This is a genomic window from Shewanella decolorationis, assembly GCF_004354305.1.
In the GTDB taxonomy this organism is placed as follows: Bacteria; Pseudomonadota; Gammaproteobacteria; order Enterobacterales; family Shewanellaceae; genus Shewanella; species Shewanella decolorationis.
Genome location: NZ_CP037898.1, coordinates 3,341,642 through 3,358,630, shown reverse-complemented (window position 1 = coordinate 3,358,630; position 16,989 = coordinate 3,341,642). Strand labels below are relative to the sequence as shown.

The 16,989-nt window shown below is 45.5% G+C and carries 12 protein-coding genes, 2 tRNA genes and 2 pseudogenes; 6 read left to right on the top strand and 10 right to left on the bottom strand.

All coding sequences use genetic code 11. The features are described 5' to 3' along the window. Positions 1-130 precede the first annotated feature (130 nt). Positions 131-1,354: a multidrug effflux MFS transporter gene (locus EYR25_RS15050; protein WP_133181129.1), complete on the bottom strand. Its 1,224-nt coding sequence runs from the start codon at positions 1,352-1,354 to the stop codon at positions 131-133. Between the two features lie 480 nt (positions 1,355-1,834). Here EYR25_RS15050 and EYR25_RS15045 point away from each other — a divergent pair, with 480 nt between their 5' ends. After that, positions 1,835-3,709: a choice-of-anchor I family protein gene (locus EYR25_RS15045; RefSeq protein ID WP_133181127.1), complete on the top strand. Its 1,875-nt coding sequence runs from the start codon at positions 1,835-1,837 to the stop codon at positions 3,707-3,709. A gap of 133 nt (positions 3,710-3,842) precedes the next feature. On the opposite strand, the gene EYR25_RS15040 is transcribed toward EYR25_RS15045, so the two are convergent. Further along, positions 3,843-5,201 carry an aminotransferase-like domain-containing protein gene (locus tag EYR25_RS15040; RefSeq protein ID WP_133181125.1) on the bottom strand — a complete coding sequence of 453 codons (1,359 nt, stop codon included), beginning with the start codon at positions 5,199-5,201 and terminating at the stop codon, positions 3,843-3,845. Positions 5,202-5,293: 92 nt separating this feature from the next. Here EYR25_RS15040 and EYR25_RS15035 point away from each other — a divergent pair, with 92 nt between their 5' ends. Together EYR25_RS15035 and EYR25_RS15030 are read left to right on the top strand one after the other, a co-directional pair. Continuing rightward, positions 5,294-5,920: a LysE family translocator gene (locus tag EYR25_RS15035; RefSeq protein ID WP_133181123.1), complete on the top strand. Its 627-nt coding sequence runs from the start codon at positions 5,294-5,296 to the stop codon at positions 5,918-5,920. Between the two features lie 223 nt (positions 5,921-6,143). Then, a complete protein-coding gene (locus tag EYR25_RS15030; protein WP_039977220.1) occupies positions 6,144-7,901 on the top strand; it encodes a SulP family inorganic anion transporter in 1,758 nt (585 codons plus the stop codon). Positions 7,902-7,959: 58 nt separating this feature from the next. On the opposite strand, the gene EYR25_RS21395 is transcribed toward EYR25_RS15030, so the two are convergent. Both EYR25_RS21395 and EYR25_RS15020 read right to left on the bottom strand, forming a co-directional pair. After that, positions 7,960-8,187: a hypothetical protein gene (locus EYR25_RS21395; protein ID WP_039977222.1), complete on the bottom strand. Its 228-nt coding sequence runs from the start codon at positions 8,185-8,187 to the stop codon at positions 7,960-7,962. A 117-nt stretch (positions 8,188-8,304) separates the two neighbouring features. Further along, a pseudogene (locus tag EYR25_RS15020) lies at positions 8,305-8,976 on the bottom strand (glutathione S-transferase). Between the two features lie 268 nt (positions 8,977-9,244). On the opposite strand from EYR25_RS15020, the gene trhO reads away from it, so the two are divergent. Both trhO and EYR25_RS15010 read left to right on the top strand, forming a co-directional pair. After that, positions 9,245-10,237: an oxygen-dependent tRNA uridine(34) hydroxylase TrhO gene (trhO, locus tag EYR25_RS15015; RefSeq protein ID WP_133181121.1), complete on the top strand. Its 993-nt coding sequence runs from the start codon at positions 9,245-9,247 to the stop codon at positions 10,235-10,237. Positions 10,238-10,438: 201 nt separating this feature from the next. Further along, a pseudogene (locus tag EYR25_RS15010) lies at positions 10,439-10,912 on the top strand (hypothetical protein). Positions 10,913-11,458: 546 nt separating this feature from the next. Here the strand turns inward: EYR25_RS15010 and EYR25_RS15005 are convergent. The 4 genes from EYR25_RS15005 to EYR25_RS14990 form a co-directional block, all read right to left on the bottom strand. After that, entirely contained in the window at positions 11,459-13,090 is a 1,632-nt protein-coding gene (locus tag EYR25_RS15005; RefSeq protein ID WP_133181119.1) for a methyl-accepting chemotaxis protein, read from the bottom strand. 641 nt (positions 13,091-13,731) lie between these two features. Then, positions 13,732-13,808: transfer RNA gene (locus EYR25_RS15000), tRNA-Val, on the bottom strand. A 38-nt stretch (positions 13,809-13,846) separates the two neighbouring features. Beyond that, positions 13,847-13,923 (bottom strand) — tRNA-Val (locus EYR25_RS14995). Between the two features lie 251 nt (positions 13,924-14,174). Further along, entirely contained in the window at positions 14,175-15,554 is a 1,380-nt protein-coding gene (locus tag EYR25_RS14990; RefSeq protein WP_133181117.1) for an MATE family efflux transporter, read from the bottom strand. 33 nt (positions 15,555-15,587) lie between these two features. Between EYR25_RS14990 and EYR25_RS14985 the strand changes: the two genes are divergently transcribed. Continuing rightward, positions 15,588-16,208 (top strand): riboflavin synthase subunit alpha, encoded by a 621-nt coding sequence (locus tag EYR25_RS14985; RefSeq protein WP_133181115.1) that lies wholly within the window; start codon positions 15,588-15,590, stop codon positions 16,206-16,208. 9 nt (positions 16,209-16,217) lie between these two features. Here the strand turns inward: EYR25_RS14985 and EYR25_RS14980 are convergent, their stop codons facing one another. Together EYR25_RS14980 and EYR25_RS14975 are read right to left on the bottom strand one after the other, a co-directional pair. Next, entirely contained in the window at positions 16,218-16,418 is a 201-nt protein-coding gene (locus EYR25_RS14980) for a CPXCG motif-containing cysteine-rich protein (RefSeq protein ID WP_133181113.1), read from the bottom strand. Between the two features lie 251 nt (positions 16,419-16,669). Next, on the bottom strand, positions 16,670-16,930 hold the full coding sequence (locus tag EYR25_RS14975) for a hypothetical protein (protein WP_243729897.1): 261 nt from the start codon (positions 16,928-16,930) through the stop codon (positions 16,670-16,672). Between the last annotated feature and the right edge of the window lie 59 nt (positions 16,931-16,989).

Genomic DNA, 16,989 nt, shown 5'->3' with positions numbered 1-16,989 from the left:
AAAAAAGGCACCCAAGGTTCTATATATGACCTGAGTGCCATTTATTTAGAAAACACTTAATCTGTTACATATCAACCACAAAAGCGATGAATAGCATAATTGCTTCATTTACGTGGCATAAAGATGCAGATTACTCCTTCGGCTTGGCTTGATGAGTCGGTCGGTTAAATTGACAGAATCCCACCAACAATACCGCCGTCAGCATTAATGCCGAGAAGGGCACTGCGGTGCCATTATAAAACAGCGCGAGTAATGGCCCTGCAAGGGCGCCAAAGCCAAATCTTAGGGTGCCAATCACCGCCGTGGCTGTGCCTGTTTCCTGTTTGAATTTCATCAGCACAATAGCATCGGCGTTGACCGACATGATGCCAAGGCTCCCCATCAGTGGGATCAGCATCAACACGGTGAAATGATAACTGAGTCCCAGTAAATTCACCCCCAGTAAACCTACCGCCGCCAGCGCACCGAAAAAGGTCGATACGTGCAGCATTCTTAACGAGCCATAACGGCCCACAATTCGGGTATTGATAATATTTGCCAGCATCAGCGCGCCCACATTGGTACTAAAGAGTAGGGCAAATAAGGATTTATCTAAGGAAAAAACCTCCATATAGACAAAGGGCGATGCAGTTAAATAACAGAAAAACGCAAAGGAGGTGAGTACTCCGCTTGCAATATTCAATTTAACGCCGGGACGTGAAAACACCGTCGCGTAAGCCCCTAAAAAGGATTTTTGACTGCGGCTACTCTGATCTCTATCGCTCGGCATTCTGAGCAACGTAATGACTAACAACAGCAACAACATGGCATAGGCCGATTGGATAAAGAAGATCAAATGCCATTCACCAAGCTCGAGGATAAGGCTACCGATGCTTGGTGCTAATAATGGTGCTAACATCATGATTAAACTGACATAAGACATACCCTTAGCCGTGTTTTCACCATAGACTTCTTTGATATACCCTGGGACGACCACAGTGGCCGCCGCGCCGATAAAGGCTTGTAAAAAGCGCAGCCCCAAAAACACTTCAATCTGCTCGGCTAAGCCTAATAACAGGCTGACTGACATAAAGCCCGAGAGGCCCATTATTACCATGGGGCGACGACCAATACGGTCCGCAAGTGGGCCAAAGCACAGCATACCTAGGGCGTAGCCGCCCAAGTAAACACTCAAGGATTGTTGCACTAGGGTGATATCAGTATGAAAACTTTGGGCGAGGGTTGCCATGGCTGGCAAATACATGTCGATCGCGAGTGGCGTGATCGCAACAATAGCGGCGAGCATAGGGATCAGCAGGGCCAAATGGGGAATGTTGCTCGGTTTAGTCAGATTAGTTGACAGTTGTGGGTCCACAGTTACCTCGGGTGGCGAAAGAAGGCGATATAAAGTGTTATGTCACTCGAAAACCAAAATTGTAGGGTAACAATTTTGCCTATTGGTGGCTCATTTCGCCTCAATTGACATAGCGTATCTCGCCATGAGCATTGGAGAGTATAGGGGAGAAATGAGTGACCAGCGAAGACTTAGCCAACAGTTGAACTGAATGAGAGGTCTTGTCATCGAGTATAAGGATATTAAGCCATAACATAGTAAAATGCTCGGGCAAATAAGCCAATCTCGATGACGATATCTTTACACTTAAATTGTAACCAAAATCGCTTTACTGTCCTTGTATTGCATTAATTTACCAATGTAGGCCTGAGCGTCATTCATTCGACTGAGGTTGTCACTCCAGTGTCATCTGTATGTCATCTAACCGTCTTGAATGCAGATTAGTTTAATGGGCTTTAGCTTAACCCTACGACTAATAACAACACATTCAGGAATGATGCAATGAACACAAAACGACTGCCGCTGGCCGGTGCGATACTGGCAAGTTTACTCCTTGGTGCCTGTAATGGTGATGACGGTACCAATGGTGAGCAGGGGGATAATGGCTTAAATTCATTAGTTAAAGTGACCTCACTCGTCATCGGTGATGCGAACTGTCCCGCCGGTGGTCAACGTATCGATACCGGGCTTGATGCGAATCGTAATGGCCAGTTGGAAGAAACTGAAATCGATACGGCGCAAACACAATTTATTTGCCAACCCCAAGCTGCGGGAGTCACAGCTGAGCTGATTGGCCGTCATCAGACGGGCGTTTATGGCCTGAGTGCTGCTGAGATTGTCGAATATCACAGTGCTTCACAGCGTATTTTTGTGGTTAATGCGAGAAGCGGGAAGGTCGACATTATCGATGCTCACTTACTTGGTAATGTGGCCACGGCAACAGCTCCATTAGCCTTGAATAATCTTGATAAGCTTGGCGAGCTGGATGTAGCCAAGGATGTGGGCTTAAGTTTTATGGGCAGCGTTAACAGCGTCAGTATTTCTGGTAACTTGTTAGCGGCGGCCATTGAGCGCGGCGATGCGGCGGGCAATAAGACTCAAGCCAATGGTTATGTGGCTTTCTATCAACTTGATGGCAATGACGCGCCGCAGTATCTCAGCGCGGTAGAAGTCGGTGCATTACCGGATAACGTGGTTTTTAGCCATGATGGCAAAACGGTACTCGTTGCCAACGAAGGCGAACCAAATCAAGACTATAATGTCGATCCTGAGGGCAGTGTAGCGATTATTGCCATTGCGGATGGCAAACCCGCAGCAACGGCGACGCTAGTGACATTCACCGAATTTAATCAGGGTAATGCTCGCTATAATGAAATCACCAAGGACATTAAAATCAATGGCCCTATGGCCACTGTCGCGCAGGACTTAGAGCCAGAGTATATCAGTGTCAGTCCCGATAACAGCCGTGCCTTTGTGAGCCTGCAGGAGAACAATGCCATCGCCGTGATTGATATTGCCAATGCCAAAGTAGCGAAGATTTTACCTTTGGGACTGAAGGATTACGGTCTTGATGTGAATAAAATTGATGCAAGTGATAAGGATGATATGATCAACCTTCAGGCCTATACGGGCGTGTATGGCATGTATCAGCCTGATACCGTAGCGAGTTACCGTTGGAATAATGCTGATTTTATTGTTACCGCAAACGAAGGGGATTCCCGCGACTATGCGGGGTTTTCGGAGGAAGCCCGTGCCGGAGACTTAACCTTAGATCCTAATCATCCACAATTTGCCGCCGCGAAAGATAAGACCCAATTAGCCCGTTTGAAAGTGACTAAGAGTATGGGGGATGACGATAACGACGGCGATTATGACAAAATCGTGAGCTTTGGCGCGCGCTCCTTCTCAATCTGGACGGCCGATGGTCAACAGGTGTTTGACAGTGGCAGCGATTTTGAGCGGATCACCGCAGCCTTATTAGGCAATAACTTCAACAATAACAATGAAGAAAACAAAGGCGATAGTCGCAGTGATGATAAAGGACCCGAGCCTGAAGCCTTAGCCCTAGGCAAAATTGGCCAAAAACTCTATGCCTTTATCGGGCTTGAGCGTACCTCGGGTTTTATGATTTACGACGTGACCAATCCCTTTGACGTGCATTTTGTGGATTACGTGGTAAACCGTGATTTTGAGGCGGATTTCAGCATAGATACAAATACTGGCGAAGTGAAAGGCGATGCCAGTTTGGCGGGAGATTTAGGGCCAGAAGGCATGAAGTTTGTAAGTGCCGAGAAGAGTCCTAATGGTCGACCTCTGCTGATTATTGGTAATGAAGTCAGTGGCACAACCAGCGTGTATCAGATTAAGGTGCAATAGCCATAGCTTGAGTTCAAGGTGCCATAACGTTACATCTCGACACCTAAAATGCTTGTGATTAAGCAAGTTTAAAACGCCAGAGCATTACTCTGGCGTTTCTTTTTGGCTTCTTTCTAGCGATAAAAATACAATGTTAAACCACCGAATAGGCGTTTTGCTTGAGGGCATTGAAGGTGGATTCGATACATTCGAGCGCAAGCTGGAATTGGGTATCGTTTTCGGCGCCGCCTAAACTTAAACGGATAAAGTTATCATGGCAGTTAAAGTCATCCCCATTACGGATCAGCACGCCTTTTGCCGCTAAGGCGGTCACGAGATGATGGGCTTTAATGTCTTCGGGTAATTGAACCCAGCCATTTAAACCACGCCAGCGTTGAGTTAGTCCTAGCCTGTCGCCCAATGCCATGCACTGCTGCTGACGCTCGCGAATAATGGCATCGCGATTGGCGGTGATTTGCCCGCGCTTGATTAGCTGACAGGCGAGCTCCACATTGAGCGGCGACACCATCCAACATTGGCTATGAATGGCGAGGCGCAATGGGGCAATAAGTGGCTCGGGCACGAGAATAAAACCTTGCCTTAAGCCCCCAGAAAACTGCTTAGAAAGGCTCGAAATATAAATGACCCTCGGCACATTCAGCGTCTGAGCTAACTGCCACAGCGGAGAGTGCCATTCCTCTGGGAGGCAATAATTCACATCATCTTCAATGATATAAAAGTGGTACTGCTCCGCGAGTGCCAACAGTTTTTCTCTCTGTTGCTCACTGTATTGAATGCAGGTTGGGTTTTGATTGTTAAGGGTTAAATACACCAGCTTAGGTTGGTGGATTTGCACTAAGGCTTCGAATCTTGCGAGATCGACCCCGTCAGAGGTTAACGGCACGCCAATGCTATTGATACCTAATTGTTTAGCGCAAATACGCACACCGGGATAGCTGTACTGCTCGTGTAGTAGCATCTCGCCCTTGGTGAGGAAGGCATTAAGGCAGGCAAAAATGGCCTGTTGGCCACCATGGGTAAAAATCAATTGCTCGGGTTGCTGTTCAATCCCACGTTGTAAAAGCCAGTGGTGAAATACCTGTTGATGCTGGTCTAAGGGGTTGGCGCGATAGCCAAGGAGTTGACTCAGTTTAGCCGGATCCTTAGCCAGTTGACTTAGGCAATCACTCAGCGTACTTATTTGATCCGTCAGCGGCTGCTGACACGTCGCCATATTGAGCTGCAAGTTACTGAGTTCTGGCACGGGAGAGGCGTTGACATAAGTCCCATCACCTATACGCGCTTCCACATAGCCGCGCTGCTCCGCAAGGGCATAGGCCCGTGTGACAGTGCCTATAGTCACCCCTAGCGCATCGGCTAAACGCCGCTGTGGTGGGAGTTTTGTGCCATGGGGTAGGACTTTACGCAAAATGCCTTGCTCAATGGCACTGACGAGACGTTGATATTTAGGACCAGTAAATGCCTCTAGATCCGGCGTCCAAATTGTACCCATGACAATAAATCCATTGATCTCAGTTAATCTACCTATATTATTTATTGTATCGTTTATTGTCAAATATTGTATGCGTACAATTTGGGGTGTTTATGGATATTCAACTTGTTAATGATCCACAACTCTGGACCTTGATGGCCTCTGCTGCACTCTTTTGTGCAACTATGACCATGACTCCCGGGCCGAATAATATTTTACTCGCCAGCTCCGGAGCCCATTTCGGGGTGATGCGTACTATTCCGCATATTGCGGGGATCCGCTTAGGCTCGACTTCTTTGCATCTGTCGGTATTACTCGGTCTTGGTGCTTTGTTCGAGGCGTTTCCGGTGTTGCACCAAGTGCTAAAGTACGCGGCATTAGTGTATTTACTGCACCTTACCTATCGATTAGTGACCTCTCCCGTTAAGGCGGCGCATTTGGATGAAGGGCGTAAGCCAATGAGTTTGATGGAGGCGGCTCTGTTTCAGTGGATTAATCCCAAATCTTGGATGTCAACCATTACCCTTTGCAGCGCGTTTACCCTAGGGGGCGACGGCTTTTGGCTCAGTGGGGTATTGGGCGTGCTGGTGTTTAATCTGGTGGGATTTCCCGCGTCCTTCACTTGGGTATTTGTGGGCGCAGCTATCAGCAACAAGCTGAATACGGATAAACGTCGACGCCATTTTAACTGGTTTATGGGCAGTTTATTGTTGGTGTCCTTACCTATGATCCTGCGCTAAAGGAGGCTAATTGCGCTAAAAGCTTAAATATTCTGGGATACTGACTCGCTTAATGATTGGCTTTATGCCATAACCAACATAAGATTGATGCTTTTTTTAGATAACAGCCTTTTAGGGGTAAATAAGCTAAAGGTGCTGTTTGCGAGATAGTAGATCTGCGCAAAGTGAGTTATTTAACCATAACAAGTTAATCATCGACTTGGGTGTATATGGAGGTTAGTGCGTGAGGTTTCCCAGTTTAGTATCGTTTATGCCTGGTCTGGCGCAGATGCTGCAGTATGAGAAGCAATGGCTCAGGGATGATGTTCGGGCCGGATTATCCGTGGCGGCGGTTGCTTTACCCGTTGCCATTGCCTACGCCCAATTGACTGGGGTCAATGCCGCCGTCGGTTTATACTCCTGTGTGCTGCCCATGTTGGTGTATGCACTGTTTGGCACATCTAGACAATTAATCGTTGGTCCCGATGCCGCCACCTGCGCCGTGATTGCCGCCGTTGTAACGCCACTCGCTGCTGGCGATAGTATGAAGCACTGGCAATTGGTGATGACGATGACGGCCATGACGGGCTTTTGGTGTTTAATCGCTAGCCGTTTTCGCCTAGGAGTATTAGCGGACTTTCTCTCCAAACCTATTCTGATGGGGCTACTCAATGGTGTGGCAATCACCATTATCGTTGGCCAATTCTCAAAGATTTTTGGTTTTACCTTCGATGAACGTTATCTGATTGAGCGCTTATCGGGCGCGCCTTCCTATTTAACTAAAACCCACTGGCCCACCTTACTGATGGGACTGGTGACCTTAGCCACCTATGCCTTAGTGAAACGTTATCGTCCACAGTGGCCAGCCTCTATGTGTGCGATGGCGATGGCAGCGTTTTTAGTGTGGGCTTTTAACTTAACCAGCTTTGAAATCAATGTGGTGGGTGAGGTGAGCGCTGGCTTGCCATCATTCCAAGCTCCCGTTTTTGATCTCGGTATAGCCCGTGAACTGGTGGTGCCTGCACTTAACTTAGCTATGGTGAGCTTTGTGAGCATGATGCTGACGGCGCGCAGTTTTGCGGCAAAAAATGGCTACGATATCGATGCGGATAAAGAGTTTCGCGCCCTAGGGATTGCCAATATCGCCTCTGCCTTATCCCAAGGTTTTGCCGTCAGCGGCGCCGATTCGCGCACCGCGGTGAACGATGCTAACGGCGGCAAAAGCCAGTTGGTGTCCATTATTGCGGCGGTATTAATCGCATTAGTCGCGCTATTTTTTACCGCGCCACTGCAATATATCCCCAGTTCTGCGCTTGGGGTCGTGTTGGTGATTGCCTCAATTTCATTGATTGATTTAAAGGCGCTATGGAACCTGCGCGTACGGGATCGCTCCGCCTTTTTACTCGCCTGTACAACCTTGTTTTCGGTGCTGTTTATTGGGGTGATCCCTGGTATCACTTTGGCGGTATTGTTGGGCTTATTCCAATTTTTAGCGACTGTGATGCGTCCTACCGATCAAGTACTTGGACTAGATCATAAAGGCGTTATTCGCAGTGTGGATGATTCGGGTAAAGCTAAATCTGTCCCCGGCGTATTTATTTACCGTTTCAATTCACCATTAACCTACTTTAACGCCACTTACTTTAAACGCCGCTTACTGGAGAAGTTTATCCGCGAGCCTGAGCCCGTTGATTGCATTATCATTGATGCCGTGCCGTGTTTTACCCATTTAGATTTGAGTGTGATGGCCATGCTTGCGGATTTGCATCAACTATTGAAGAAGCGCGGTATACGCTTAGTGTTAGCCGGGCGTAAACGACAGATGCTCGGCTGGTTTGAACAAGCAGGTATGCAGTCGGGTGAGGGCGGTATATTAATCCGACCCGATTTATATTTGGCATTGAAAATGAACCAAAGCTACAAACAAGCGTTAGCTGAAGGCCAAGCGCCAGTAATCAAAAAAGCGCCTGAGGATGATGTGTTACTACATAGTCATTTGTGAGTTAAGTAACCCAAAAGCGCGGCTAGCCCGCGCTGTGAACATCTTTCATGACTTGCATTTAGTCTTTTTGAAATTTGTCTAGAGGGATAAAGCCGTGGTAAGCATAGTAACCAATAGGTCCTAAACACAAACTCAGTAGACACCAGAGCCATTTCTTATTGGTGCTGAGGTTGGCTTGACTCTTAAATACTCTACGCGCAAAAAGGCAATGTAGTAGGAGTAATCCTATAAGCATCGCAATGATTTTAATATCCGTATTTTCCAAGTTTCGATCCCTGTCTGTCATCGTGATGATTTGGCATTAAATGTCAGAAACAATTAACTCACTTTATCTAAGTGCATGCTACTTTACTCGAACATTTTACCGATTGCCATTGGGTATATCAAAAATAAACGTTAATTCTTATTTACTTATAGACTTTCCTAACAAGTAAATTGGTGTGTTTCCAGCTTGCCAGATCACATATTTTTCCATTGCATGCAGAAATATTTCGCTACTGGTTAGCCTCGTTAACCAGTTAATAAGGTGTGGAAACGCCACACTCAAATCCCGTTTGGCATCCACCGCCGTAAATTGGCGGATAAAAGGCACAATCGCGTAATCTGCAAGGCTTAACACGGGGCCGATTAGATAGGGATGTTGCTGAAGCTGTGCTTCGAGTCGCTCAAGAAAAGTGCTGGCCTTGGCAAAATAATCCGCCTGGGTGTATTCAAGATAACGGTCGGCATATTAGTACTTATCCAGCCAAGGTTTAAATTCAACATCATTCTGCGCGATAAGCTCAGCAATCAAGTTTTGTGCTGACGGGGTTTCTCCGAGTAACTGCTGTGCGGCTTGTGAATGCGTATTTGTCAGTGCCCAGCGCATAATCTCTAAGCTTTCGGCTATCACTTCACCCGTAGGGAGCTGTAATACCGGCACAGTGCCCTTGGGGGAGATGGTTAACATTTCTGTGGGTTTTGCTTTAAGGGTGATTTCCCGTACCTCTACCTGGCATTGTCCGAGCAATAGGCCAAGGCGAGCGCGCATGGCATAAGGACAACGGCGAAAACTGTAGAGTATGGGTAAGGGCATAGTCGTGTTCCTTGAAGCAATCATAAAAGCGATTTCGCCACTGCTGCGGCTTAAAAGTCGGCAATAGTAGTGGCTTTAAAACCGAAATACTGCGTTTATTACTGATTTTTCCGCCGTTTGGCTTGTAAATAAACAATGACCTTGGTTTTTGTCTGTGTTTATCCGACTGTGACTCAGGTAGAATTTCGGCCGATTTTTGCGACCCAGCTTAGGCTGGTTATTAGTTAATGCACTGGAAATTAAGTTCCAGCCAGCAGTTGAGGGTGTTATGTCTAACGTTGTTGTTTGTGCTTTATATAAGTTTGTTTCATTACCGCATTTTGAGTCGCTGCGTGAGCCACTCCTGTCCATGATGGAACAGGCCGAGATTAAAGGCACATTATTGCTGGCAAATGAAGGGATTAATGGCACTGTGGCTGGCTCTCAAGCCGCTATCGATGCACTGCTGGCTTGGCTGAATAACCAAAATGGCCTCGAAAACATCGTTTACAAGTTATCATTTGACGATGAAATGCCTTTCTACCGCACTAAGGTAAAGCTGAAAAAAGAAATCGTCACCATGGGTGTTGAAGGTATTGATCCGCTTAAAGTGGTTGGCACCTATGTTAAACCGCAGGACTGGAATGCGCTGATTTCTGATCCTGAAGTTATCTTGGTAGATACCCGTAACGACTATGAAGTGCAAATTGGCACCTTTAAAAATGCCATTAACCCAGTGACCGAAACCTTCAGAGAATTCCCTGAGTATGTGAAGCAGAATCTCGACCCTGCCAAGCATAAGAAAGTCGCGATGTTCTGTACTGGCGGTATCCGCTGTGAAAAATCGACCGCTTATTTAAAAGAGCAAGGTTTTGAAGAAGTATACCATCTTGAAGGTGGTATCCTTAAGTACCTCGAAGAAGTGAAACAGGAAGAAAGCCTGTGGGAAGGCGAATGTTTCGTCTTCGATAACCGCGTGGCCGTTGACCATGATTTGAAAAAAGGTCGATACGATCAATGTAACGCATGTCGTATGCCGATCACTGAAGCCGAAAAATTAAGCCCTGCCTATGTGCAAGGCGTTAGCTGCCCACATTGTATTGATAAGATTTCAGACGAGCAACGTAAGCGTTTCGTTGAACGTGAGCGCCAAGTAAACTTAGCGAAATCACGTAACGAAGCACATATTGGTAGTGATGTGAATCAAGTGATTGAAGCCCGCCGTCAAAAGAAAGAAGCGCTTCGGAAACAATCCGCTGAAAAGAACAAGGCTAAACAATAAGGTAAGAAATAAGGTTTTTACCTCTCTCTTGAGCGCGTGCGTTCTCGACTATGACCATTATGGCCCGACATGTTCGGGCCATTTTTAACTAAATGTCTCAGTAACAGTGTTAGCATGTTTAACCCTATGATAAATTTGCCTAAATAAAATAGTGTCTTGGCAAAGTCAGCTGTGCCAGACATCTCGCGGCAGGGACAGGGTATGAGTATTTGGAAAGAGTTATACGACATTTTTGATAAAGAGCGTAGCCGCTGGCAGCAATCGTCGGCGGGTAAGCAGGCAATCAGCTTCGAGTTAAAGGCTAATTTAGGTTTTCTTGCTGATGCCTTGAGCAGTGGTTTGCCCCAACAGGCAATAATTCAAGGACTTGAGTGTTCACTCTTTGAGGCTAAAATTAAAGAAGGCTTATCATTGAGTAGTCTCAATCGGCGTACAGTAACATTGAAATTTATCGGTGAATTTGCTGAGTTTGCTAAATATGTCGGTAAAGAGAATTGCGAGCTGGTGGAGAATGCATACTCCAAAATCAAGTCGTTATAGAAACTAGCCTTAGCTCAACCGGATGGAAATTATGATCTTAAAATCAAGTCGCTGTTCCGATTTCTAGTATTTTTGGTTGCCCATCTAGAAAATCGGCCATTAGATCAAAAGTCTGTCCGTCATACGCGGGATTAACCTGTTTACACATTTCCCTTCTTTTATTGGGTTATGAATCGTAGTGAATCATTATACTGAAACATGCTAACTAATCTTATCGCGGTAACATAAGTGTTTTTTTTAAATTTAGGTAGTCTTTTTGAAAGACAGTATAGTTAAAACAATAACTTGAGACTCTGATTTTTAACTTTATGTAAAAGCTAATTACAGGATTAGCATTGTCGATTTAAGAACTCTTTTTGCGAGAAATACTGTGATGCATTTACAACCTCGGTGCATTCACGGATTTAAAAACGCACTCTCCAAGTGTATGGCAAATGTGCTTGTTAAGTATCATCGTGAATTGAGTTCAGCTTTATTTAAGTGTCCGTTGTTTCTAAACTGCATTTGGTTCGTTCCGGCTAGTTTGTGCTCGCCAGAACGAAAAAATTTAATCTCGAAACGTCAACACGCCCTAATTATCAATATCTACACAGTATTGCTTGGCATTGCTTTAATCAACACAGCGGATTCAAGATGGTTTGCTTAATCAATCTGTTCTGTCCACTGTGTCGACTTATTCACTCAATATCGACGTTTTGTTTTGAAAAAGGCAAGTAGTTGTTTTTGTTTACCGGCTTCAGCCAATACATCGTGACAGGCCTTGCTAGCACTGCCAACACCCATTACGTTTTGGTCGACTATTTCAACTGTAGAGGAAATGTTTTGGGAGATATCTTCAGTCACACTTGATTGTTCGCTAGAAGCCGTTGCAACGACAGTATTGACATTAGATATTGTATTGACCGACGTGGAAATACCATGAAAAGCGTTACGTACCTTTTCCGAAACCATTTGAGATTCATCTAACAAACTTGTATTTGCTTTCATGTAATGATCTGCTTTTTCTGCTTGAGACTGTAGCTTGGAAATGATCCCTTGAATATCAATAGTCGATTGTTGTGTCTTAGCGGCCAGTGAGCGTACTTCATCTGCCACTACTGCAAAGCCGCGTCCTGCTTCTCCGGCCCGTGCTGCTTCAATTGCTGCATTTAATGCCAGTAAATTAGTTTGTTCGGAAATACTGGTAATAACGTCAATAACAGAGCCAATTTCAATCGAATAATCTTTTAGTTGATTCACTATGGCTCCTGAATCACGAATAGCAGCGCCGATTTTTTCAGAAATGACATCAGATTCACCGAGGGATTTATTACCCACAGTGACATTATCCATTGCCTCCCTTGCGCTGGTTTCAGCCTCAGTGGCATTTTTACTGACTTCTAGAGCTGTACTGGACATTTCATTGAGTGCAGTCGCGATTTGTTCTACCTGAACCAGCATTTGCTTAGAGTTATTTTCAACCTGATTCATAGTGGAGGCTAATACTTCCGCAGAAGTCGCGGTATTATCGGCAACGTTAATCAACTGCTCGGTCATTTCAGAAATTTTATCAGCAGTATCATTACAGCCTTTTGCCAATAGACCTAATTCGTTATTACCAATATCGTTAATACGATCCGTAAGATCGCCATTTGCTAATTTATAAATAAAAGCCTGAACTGTCTTAATCGAAGTTACAATAAATCTCGATATGATAATCGATGTTGCTAATACCAATAGCGAAACAATGACTAAGATAAATAGCATTATTTTAATCGATTCATCGTAAATCTCATCACCATAATTGCTCGCAGTTTGTGCTCCTTTGCTATTTAAATCAGATAATTTGAGTAATAAATCCGAGTATTCGTTATAAGCATTTAGAGATTCGGTTAACAGCAGTTGTTTGGCGTCTTCATTCTTGTTTGCTCTTGAGAGAGTGAGAAGCTTCTGCTGAATTCCTAGGTACTCCTTATATAAGCGATTAAAATCATTGAATATGACTTTTTCTTCGTTTTCGCTGATCAGTTGTTGGTAGGTACGTATAGATTCGTCAATTTTCGCTTTGGTTTTATCCAATTCGCGTTCAGTATCTCGCATTTGAGCATCGTCCAATGAGAGAATATGACGGGATTCTAACACCCTAAGATCTGCCGTTTGGCCATTCAGTCGTTCTATAACGCGTACAGAAGGTAGCCAGTCGTTCGAAATGACGGTGGATTGCTCATTTATGACTTGCATTTTACCTATCGCTAGCATGGTTAACCCAAGAATCGCGATCATGGGAATTGCAAAAGCTCCAAGTAAAAGATGATTTATCTTTAGATTACGCATTTAAACCCCAATAGTGATGATATTGACACGAACTAACTTAAGTGAGGCCCAATCTGGCTGATACCCTCACTAAATATATAAGCTAGCAATAGAACTTTCGCTATTCACGCAATGAAAATTTAAATTGCACTGGTACTTGCTCGTTTGCTCATGCCACCATAATGCAGGACAAAAATGAATGTAGACCAATTACATTTTGAAATATTAATGCCTATAGCCATTCTTTAAGCAAACCCATAACAGTTATCACAGCCAGTGTTGTGGTTATCGCTCAATCAAGGTCCTATCGATTTCTTTGTTAGGTTGCCTGAATTTGAGCATAGATTAAGAACAAACGAACCTGCTATGCTAACTAGGGTAGTAGTAGTCAACAAAAAATCGTCAAAAGCATCTTGTGCCAACAGATTTGGTACGAAATGGGCGCAAATTTAGAAAAACGTCGAATTTTGGGGGAACCGCGGTAAATGCGCCTCAAGCAATAGAGGCAAAATCAGGCAGAGCCGAAGGGTGGGGCATGTTTGAATGTTTGTAGAAAAACCTAGAACAGGCTTGAAGATTTTATCTTAGACACAAATAAGAATTAACCATATTTATGGATGATTATATTAAATTGAGGTTTTACGGGGAGTTAAAGCAAGAAATGGTACACCCGAGTGGACTCGAACCACCGACCCCTACCATGTCAAGGTAGTGCTCTAACCAACTGAGCTACGGGTGCACTGTTTGAATTTCACTTTTTAGACTCTGTGAAGAGAGTGGTACACCCGAGTGGACTCGAACCACCGACCCCTACCATGTCAAGGTAGTGCTCTAACCAACTGAGCTACGGGTGCATTGTTTTAATCGTTACCTCAACACAACCTTTCGTTGTGCTTTTGAACGAGCGCTATATTAGGGGGATAGCGAAAGGCTGGCAAGCAAAAAAATGAATTTTATTGTCAAATGGTGAATTGCTGTGCAACTTGTCCAGTGTTTCAGCAAAGTTGTTGATAAAACGGCAAGTTAGACTGTGCTACAGTCCAACATCACCCCGCACGAAATAAAACGGCGAGCCAAATGCTCGCCGTTTTATCTTTCAATCTGCTTAATGATGCACGCTGTCGCCTTCAATCAAACTTAAATGCACACCATGCTTTTGAATATAACGAAGGCGGATGAAAAACAGCAGCGCCGCCGAGGTGAGACCAGCAATTAATCCGGTCCAAAAACCATGGGCGCCCATGGCGGGTACGATAAAGTCGGTATACGCCAAGGTATAACCTAATGTCATGCCAATGCCCCAGTAGGAAAACAGCGTAATATAAAACGCACTGCGGGTATCTTTATATCCACGCAAGGCGCCGGCAGCGACCACTTGGACGGAGTCAGATAATTGATACAGCGCGGCCATCAACATCAAACTGCCCGCAAGTACCACCACTTCTGGATCGCTGTTATACAACTCAGCGATTTGGAAGCGGAATAACACCGTTAAGATTGCCGTCGACAAGGCCAATGAAAGCGCCAACCACAATCCAACCTTTGCCACCACGGCAGAAATATCCGCGCGATCGCGGCCAAGGTAGTAGCCAATACGAATCGAGACGGCAATACCAATCGAGAGTGGCAACATAAATACTATGGCGGAAAAGTTCAGCGCAATCTGATGGCTGGCCACCACAGTCGCGCCTAATGGCGCCAACAGCAGGGCGATAATTGCAAATAGGCTCACCTCAAAGAAAAGCGCCATCGCAATCGGCATTCCAAGCTTAGTCATCTTTTTCATGGTGGCAAAATCAGGGCGATGGAACTGGCTAAAGGGCGCCAATGCGGCAAACTTTTTATGTAGCTGCATATAAATCGTCATAGCAATCAACATGGCCCAAAACACTAGAGCTGTCGCGACACCACAACCGGCGCCGCCCATGGCTGGCACGCCGAAATGGCCATAGATAAAGATATAGTTCGCCGGAATATTCACCGCTAGCCCAATGAATCCGATGATCATGGTCGGCAAAGTGTAAGAAATCCCTTCGCTGCAACCACGTAATACCTGATAGAGCACAAATGCGGGCGCGCCCCATAAAATACCGTCGATATATCCTATGGTTAAGTTGTACAATTGGGGCTCTAAATTCATATGGCTGAGCACGAGTGGGGCGGATGCAAGAAACACCATCACGCCAAGGCCACCAATTAAGGCCAGATAAGCGCCTTGAAACGCCAACGGTTGAATGGCTTTTTGATTATTTGCACCATTATGATGGGCAAATAACGGCGTAAACGCCATCAGCAGCCCTTGGACGAATAAGATGGCGGGTAACCAAAGACTGGTTCCTACGGCCACGGCAGCCATATCGACAGCACTGACGCGGCCCGCCATGACAGTATCGATAAACCCCATCATGGTTTGGGTCACTTGGGCGATCAACACTGGGAGTGCGAGTTGAATTAAGCGTTTGGCCTGAAAGCCTGAATGATTCATAAATACAGCCTTTAACGAATAAGCGAGCAAAAAATGTTTACTGGTATAGTTCAAGCCACCTGTGAGGTGGTTGCAATACATAAGAAAGATGGCCTCAATACCCTTGAGGTCGCGTTTAAACCTGATTTGCATGAGGGACTTGCGATTGGCGCAAGTGTGGCAAATAACGGGGTATGTCTGACGGTGACTCAGGTCGTTGATGATAGGGTATTTTTCGATGTAGTGGAAGAGACCTTAAGGTTGACAAACCTTGCCAATTTGACCGTTGGTCAGCGGGTGAACATTGAGCGTTCTTTGACGTTCGGTAGTGAAATCGGCGGCCATCTCCTCTCGGGACACATTCATACCAAGGCGAAAGTGAGCCACATTAGTCACACCGAGCAGCATTATGACCTGACCTTAAGTGTCGAGCCCAAATGGATGAACTATATCCTTTATAAAGGCTTTGTCGGGGTAAACGGTTGCAGCTTAACGGTAGGCGAGGTGACCGAAAGCAGTTTTATGCTGCACTTGATCCCAGAAACCCTCAAATTGACCAATTTAGGCCTGTGTCAGGTTGGAGATGAGTTAAATATCGAAATTGACAGCCAAACCCAAGCCATCGTCGACACCGTCGAGCGTGTGCTGGCCAAACGTTTTAGCGGCCAATCTTAAGCTACATGCCTAGTAAATTTGCTCGTCGTCCGAGTCAATATATAACTCTACGGTTCGGCGGGCATCATCCACATGTAAACGCAGGTGGATGGGATTACAACAAATTCGGCAGTCATCGTAATAATCCTGATCGCCGCTGCTGGCATCAATACTTATATGTTGATGGTGTCCGCAGTGGGGGCACGCAATCACTTTATTCATGATCCTCATGGCGCAACTCCTCTCTAACGAATGCTAGGGATTACACTTGTCGCTAAGCCTTCACACTGGCTTTAGTTGAGTATACAAGAATGTGCCGTGGCAACTTAGATAAAGTCGGTATCAAAATCTCTGTAACTAGATTTTTCCGTTCCGCTCAGCGCGGGGTACTTTTTTCACTGAAATTTATCTCGCGTAAGAACCGTCAAGCAATGCGTACCAGTTAAGTTAAGTTAAGTTAAGTTAAGTTAAGTTAAGTTAATTCAATCCGTTACCGTCATAAGTTCGACAGGCGCTGTCGGTAATATGCCTTCCTCTATATTGTCACTAATGGCCTGCGATAGCTGTTCTATCTGCTGCAAAAGCTCGGCGTGGATATCGGCCTGTAAGCCTATGGCGTCGAATTGCACCACTGGGCGCAGAACCGCTCGGGGTTCAGGTAGTGTGAGTGGCGTGGGGCTAACTGGGATTGGGTTCTGGGCGACTTGGCTAAGTGCAACCGTCAATAGGATACTCGTGAACATACCAACTCCTTTGGCTTCATCATTTACGGCAATATGACTGCGTGGTAGGCATGGTGGAA